The sequence below is a fragment of the Actinomadura sp. WAC 06369 genome (assembly GCF_003947565.1).
In the GTDB taxonomy this organism is placed as follows: domain Bacteria; phylum Actinomycetota; class Actinomycetes; order Streptosporangiales; family Streptosporangiaceae; genus Spirillospora; species Spirillospora rifamycini.
In genome coordinates, this window is the sequence record NZ_QHJN01000283.1 from 1 (window position 1) to 5,641 (window position 5,641).

Here is a 5,641-nt window from a genome sequence, read left to right on the forward strand (position 1 = left end):
TCACCCCCCACCCCCCGATCAGGAGCACGACATGCGCGATCAGAGCAGCCCGTCCCGTCCCAGCCGCAGAGGCGTCCTGTTCGGCGGCGCCGTCGTCGCCGCCGGCACCCTCGCCGCGGCGTGCACGAGCAACGCCGAGCCGGACGACGGCGGCACCGCCGCCCGCGGCACGCTGGCCGGCGACAACGACAAGCCCGGCAAGAAGGTCACGATCGGGTTCTCCGCCCCGGCCGCCGACCACGGCTGGATGGCGGCGATCGCCAAGGACGCCGAGGCGCAGGCCAAGCAGTACACCGACGTCGAGTGGAAGCCGGTCGAGCCGACCAACGACATCAACCAGCAGATCTCCGCGGTCGAGTCGCTGATCCAGGCGAAGGTCAACGCGCTGGTGATCCTGCCGAACGACGGCGAGCAGCTGAACCAGGTCGCCCGCAAGGCGATGGACGCCGGCATCCCGGTCATCAACCTGGACCGCGTCTTCCCCGACAAGCTGTCGTACCGGACATGGCTCGGCGGCGACAACTACGGCATGGGCGTGTCCGCGGGCCACTACATCGGCAAGAAGCTGAAGGACGACGGCGTCTCGAACCCGGTGATCGTCGAGGTGCAGGGCATCGCGACGCTGCCGCTCACCCAGGAGCGCAGCAAGGGCTTCGCGGACACGCTGAAGACCTACGGGTTCTCGGTCACCGACAGCCAGGCCGCGGAGTTCACCGTGGAGTCCGGCAACGAGGTCACCAGCAACCTGCTGTCGGCCCACAAGAAGATCGACGCGCTGTGGAACCACGACGACGACCAGGGCGTCGGCGTCCTCGCCGCGATCACGCAGTCCGGACGGGACGAGTTCTTCATGGTCGGCGGCGCCGGGTCCGCCAACGCCATGCGGGAGATCAAGAAGGGCGGGGTGCTGGAGGCGACCGTCACCTACCCGCCGACGATGGCGGGTTCGGCGGTCAAACTGGCGCGGCTGATCGCGCAGGGCAAGGGCATGGCCGACCTCGTCGAGCTGCAGGTCCCGCAGTCGATCACGCTGGCGTCCGAGACGATCACCAAGGCGAACGTCGACACGTACATGCCGCTCGGCTTCGAGTCGTAGCCGGCAGCCGCAGGCGGCCGCCGCGGGCGGCCGCGCCCGCGTCCCGCACCCGTCCGAGCCGTCCCGGGACGCGCCCGCCGAGACCCGGCGGGCGCGGCCCGGGCGATACAGAGAGGTGAGCACGAAATGACGACCGTCGGAGTCGGGATGGTCGGGCATGCGTTCATGGGGCGCGCCCACTCCCAGGCGTGGCGCAGCGTCGGACCGTTCTTCGATCCGCCGCTGACCCCCGTGATGACCGCCCTGGCCGGGCGCGACGCCGCACGCACCGGCGCCGCCGCCCGCGCGCTGGGCTGGGCGTCGGCCGAGACCGACTGGAAGGAACTGCTGCGCCGCGACGACGTCCAGCTCGTCGACGTCTGCACGCCGGGCGACAGCCACGCCGAGATCGCGGTCGCGGCGCTGGACGCGGGCAAGCACGTGCTGTGCGAGAAGCCGCTGGCCAACACGGTCGCCGAGGCCGAGTCGATGGTCGCCGCCGCCGAACGGGCCCGCGCGCGCGGCGTCCGCTCGATGGTCGGGTTCAACTACCGGCGGGTCCCCGCGGTGACGCTGGCGCGCCGGCTGGTCGCCGAGGGCCGCATCGGGACCGTCCGGCAGATCCGGGCGCAGTACCTCCAGGACTGGCTGACCGACCCCGAGTCCCCGCACACCTGGCGGTTGGACCGTGACAGGGCCGGGTCGGGCGCGCTCGGCGACATCGGCGCGCACATCATCGACACCGCGCAGTTCGTCACCGGGCAGCTCCTGACCGGCGTCACCGCGCTGACCGAGACCTTCACCCACGAGCGGCCCCTGCCCGGCGGCGGGACGGCCCCGGTCACCGTGGACGACGCCGCGCTGTTCCTCGGCCGCACCGACGGCGGGGCGGTCGCGGCGTTCGAGGCGACGCGGGTGGCGGCGGGCCGCAAGAACGCGCTGCGGATCGAGGTCAGCGGCTCGGCGGGCGCCCTGTCGTTCGACCTGGAGTCGCTGAACGAGCTGTGGTTCCACGACACGGCCGAGGACGCGGCGACCGCCGGGTTCCGCCGGATCGTCGTCACCGAGGACGTGCACCCCTACGCCGGGCGGTGGTGGCCGCCCGGCCACATGCTCGGCTACGAGCACACCTTCACCCACCAGATGGCCGACCTGCTCACCGCCATCGCCGAGGGCACCGACCCCGCCCCGTCGTTCGCCGACGGGCTGCGGGTGCAGCGGGTGCTGGCGGCCGTCGAGCGCAGCGCCGCCGAGGGCGGCGGCTGGACCACCGTCGAAGGGAACGCGTGACATGTCGGAGAAAGCGGCACGACCGATCACCCTGTTCACCGGTCAGTGGGCGGACCTGCCGTTCGAGGAGGTCTGCCGGCTGGCGTCCGGCTGGGGCTACGAGGGCCTCGAGATCGCCTGCTGGGGCGACCACTTCGAGGTCGACAAGGCCCTGGCCGACGACTCCTACATCCCCCGCAAGCTGGAGACGCTGGCCGAGCACGGGCTGAAGGTGTGGGCGATCTCCAACCACCTCGTCGGGCAGGCCGTCTGCGACATCCCGGACGAGCGCCACCAGGCGATCCTGCCCGAGCGGATCTGGGGCGACGGCGAGGCCGAGGGGATCCGGACCCGGGCCGCCGAGGAGATCAAGGACACCGCGCGGGCCGCCGCGAAACTCGGCGTCGACACCGTCATCGGGTTCACCGGCTCGTCGATCTGGCACACCGTCGCGATGTTCCCGCCCACCCCCGAGTCGATGATCGAGCGCGGCTACGCCGACTTCGCCGACCGGTGGAACCCGATCCTGGACGTCTTCGACGAGGTCGGCGTCCGGTTCGCGCACGAGGTCCACCCGAGCGAGATCGCCTACGACTACCACTCGACCGTCCGGACGCTGGAGGCGATCGGCCACCGGCCCGCGTTCGGCCTCAACTTCGACCCGTCCCACTTCGTCTGGCAGGAACTCGACGCCGTGGGCTTCCTGTTCGACTTCCGCGACCGGATCTACCACGTCGACTGCAAGGACACCAAGGTCCGCACCGGCGACGGCCGCCGCGGCCGGCTGTCGTCCCACCTGCCGTGGGGCGACCTGCGGCGCGGCTGGGACTTCATCTCCACCGGCCGCGGCGACGTCCCGTGGGAGGACGTGTTCCGCGCCCTCAACGCCATCGGCTACGGCGGCCCCGTCTCGATCGAGTGGGAGGACGCGGGCATGGACCGCCTGCAGGGCGCGCCCGAGGCGCTCCGGTTCGTCCGGGCGCTCAACGCGATGGAGCCGCCGACCGCGTCGTTCGACGCCGCCTTCGCGAAGGACGAGTAGGAAGGGCGGTCAGGCGCGGAAGTCGGCGAAGTCGAAGCCGGGGGAGACCACGCAGCTCACGAGGACCTCCTCCGGCCCCGCCGGCCGCGCCGCCTGCCACGTCCCGGCGGGGACGACCGCCTGCGGCGCCTGCCCGGCCTCGACGTCCCCGCCGACGACGACCGTCCGCTCCTCCCCGGGGCGCTCCCCGGTGCCGCCCAGCACGAGGTGCAGCGGTCCGCCGCGGTGCCACAGCCACAGCTCGGCGGACCGCACCGCGTGCCACATCGACTCCTCGCCGGGCGGCAGCAGGAAGTAGATGCCGGTCGCGCTCGCCCGCTCGCCCGGGTAGCCGTCCGGGACGAACCGGACGTCCGAGCGCCACGTCTCCCGGTACCAGCCGCCCTCCGGGTGGGGCAGCAGGTCGAGCGCCTCCGCGGTCGCGGGGCGGTCGAGGAGCGCCGTGTGCCGTCCGTCCGGGCCGCGCCGCAGGTACCGGACGCGCGCCGCGGTCGTCCGGTCGATCACGCCCTGCGGCGGGCGGATCCCCGGCGCCGGGTCCAGCGTGACCGCGAGGACCTGGCCGTCCGGGAACGCGTCGTCGGCGACCGCGAGGACGTCCTGCTCCTGGTCCGGCGCCCACACACCCCCCGCCTCGGACAGTACGAACCGTGGTCCCGGCTGCGCGCGCCAGCCGTCCGATGTCGTGAGCAGCAGCATGATCACAACCTAGAGGAGCGGGGACGGCGTCAGACCATGGTCAGGACGATCTTGCCGGTGACGTGACCCGTCTCGCCCCGCTCGTGCGCGCGCGCCGCCTCCTCCAGCGGGAACACCGCGTCGATCTCGGCGTGCAGCCTCCCGGCCTCCGCCAGGGCCGCGATCTGCCGCATCGCGTGGTGGTCCGGCTCGACCAGGAGCCCCTCCCAGCGCACCCCGGCGTCCTCGGCCGCGCCCGCGAACCCCTCCGGCGCGTTGCGCAGCAGCGACACCAGGACGCCGCCGGGCCGCAGCACCCGCAGCGACCGCGTCCCGTACTCGCCGCCGATCGGGTCGAGCACCACGTCGACGTCCTCGGCGACCTCGGCGAAGTCCACCGACGTGTAGTCGATCGGCTCGTCCACCCCGATCCGCCGCAGGAACCCGTGCTTGCCGCCGCTCGCCGTCCCCAGCACCTCCGCGCCGCGCGCCTTCGCGATCTGCACCGCCAGGTGCCCGACCCCGCCGGCCGCCGCGTGCACCAGCACCCGCCGTCCCTCCCGGACCCCGGCCGTGTCGACCAGCGACTGCCACGCGGTCAGCGCCGCCAGCGGCAGCGCGCCCGCCTGCACGTGGTCGATGTTCGCGGGCTTGCGGACGAACGTCCGCGACGGCGCCGCCACGTAGTCGGCGTGCGAGCCGACCCCGAACGGGTACCGCAGCATCCCGAACACCTCGTCGCCCGGCTTGTGGATCGTCACCCCGACGCCCACCGCCTCGACCGTGCCCGAGACGTCCCAGCCCAGCGTGAACGGCGGGTCCCCGAGGAAGCCCTTGCCGGCCCGGTGCTTCCAGTCGGTCGGGTTCACCCCGGCCGCGTGCACCCGGACCAGGACCTCCGTGGGCCCCGGCACCGGCCGGTCGACCTCCACCAGTTCCAGCACGTCCGGTCCGCCCGTCACGTCCTGCCGGACCGCTCGCATCTTCTCGCTCATCGTCCCCTCCCTCGACGGGGTGATCATTCCATTTCGGACAGCCGGGCCGGGTCGAACGCGATCGGGAACGGGCGCTCCACCTCGACCGTCTCCCCGGACCGGACCCGGCGGACGATCTCGTACCGCCCGTCCGCGAGCTCCATCAGCGTCAGCGCGGGCCGCGGCTCCAGATCGACGAGCCAGTAGTGCGGGATCCCCGTCGCCGCGTACTCCTCGACCTTGCGCACCCGGTCCGTCTGCTCGTTCCCGGTGCGCGGCGTCACGACCTCGGCGACGAAGATCAGGTCGGGGCCGTAGTACGTGCGGCTGCGGCGTTCGAGCGCCAGCCGCGCGACGTCGCGGGCGACCGCGAACACGTCCGGCCTGCGGATGCCCGCGCGGGTCGTCACGTCCTGCCGCGCGCCCGCGACGTGGACGTCCGCGTCGGCCTGCCGGGCCGCGTCCTTGAGGATCTCCTTCAACCGGTCGGCGGCGTGGTCGTGCCACACGTCGCCCGGCAGCTCGGTCAGCCACCCGTCGGCGAGTTCGTGGCGCCGCCCGTCCTCGGGCAGTGCGTCCAGGTCGTACAGCGTGTAAGGGCCG

Annotated in this window: 6 protein-coding genes; 3 read left to right on the forward strand and 3 right to left on the reverse strand. The window is 73.2% G+C overall.

Features of this window, described 5'->3' with window-relative positions; translation table 11 throughout:
- Positions 1-31 precede the first annotated feature (31 nt).
- The 3 genes from DMH08_RS38075 to DMH08_RS38085 all read left to right on the forward strand — a co-directional run bounded on the left by DMH08_RS38075 (position 32) and on the right by DMH08_RS38085 (position 3,386).
- On the forward strand, positions 32-1,096 hold the full coding sequence (locus DMH08_RS38075) for an ABC transporter substrate-binding protein (protein WP_026401180.1): 1,065 nt from the start codon (positions 32-34) through the stop codon (positions 1,094-1,096).
- 126 nt (positions 1,097-1,222) lie between these two features.
- Positions 1,223-2,365, forward strand: a complete 1,143-nt coding sequence (locus DMH08_RS38080; RefSeq protein WP_125621085.1) for a Gfo/Idh/MocA family protein — start codon at positions 1,223-1,225, stop codon at positions 2,363-2,365.
- A 1-nt stretch (position 2,366) separates the two neighbouring features.
- The gene (locus DMH08_RS38085; RefSeq protein ID WP_026401178.1) at positions 2,367-3,386 is read left to right on the forward strand and encodes a sugar phosphate isomerase/epimerase family protein; all 1,020 of its coding nucleotides are present in this window, start codon (positions 2,367-2,369) and stop codon (positions 3,384-3,386) included.
- Between the two features lie 9 nt (positions 3,387-3,395).
- Here DMH08_RS38085 and DMH08_RS38090 read toward each other — a convergent pair whose 3' ends face one another.
- From DMH08_RS38090 to DMH08_RS38100, 3 genes are all read right to left on the reverse strand, one after another.
- Positions 3,396-4,085, reverse strand: coding sequence for a cupin domain-containing protein (locus DMH08_RS38090; protein WP_125621087.1), 690 nt, complete (start codon positions 4,083-4,085; stop codon positions 3,396-3,398).
- Positions 4,086-4,114: 29 nt separating this feature from the next.
- Positions 4,115-5,059, reverse strand: a complete 945-nt coding sequence (locus DMH08_RS38095; protein WP_125621089.1) for an NADP-dependent oxidoreductase — start codon at positions 5,057-5,059, stop codon at positions 4,115-4,117.
- 23 nt (positions 5,060-5,082) lie between these two features.
- Positions 5,083-5,641 (reverse strand): Uma2 family endonuclease (locus tag DMH08_RS38100; protein WP_148108648.1); only part of this gene is annotated, 559 nt, incomplete at its 5' end.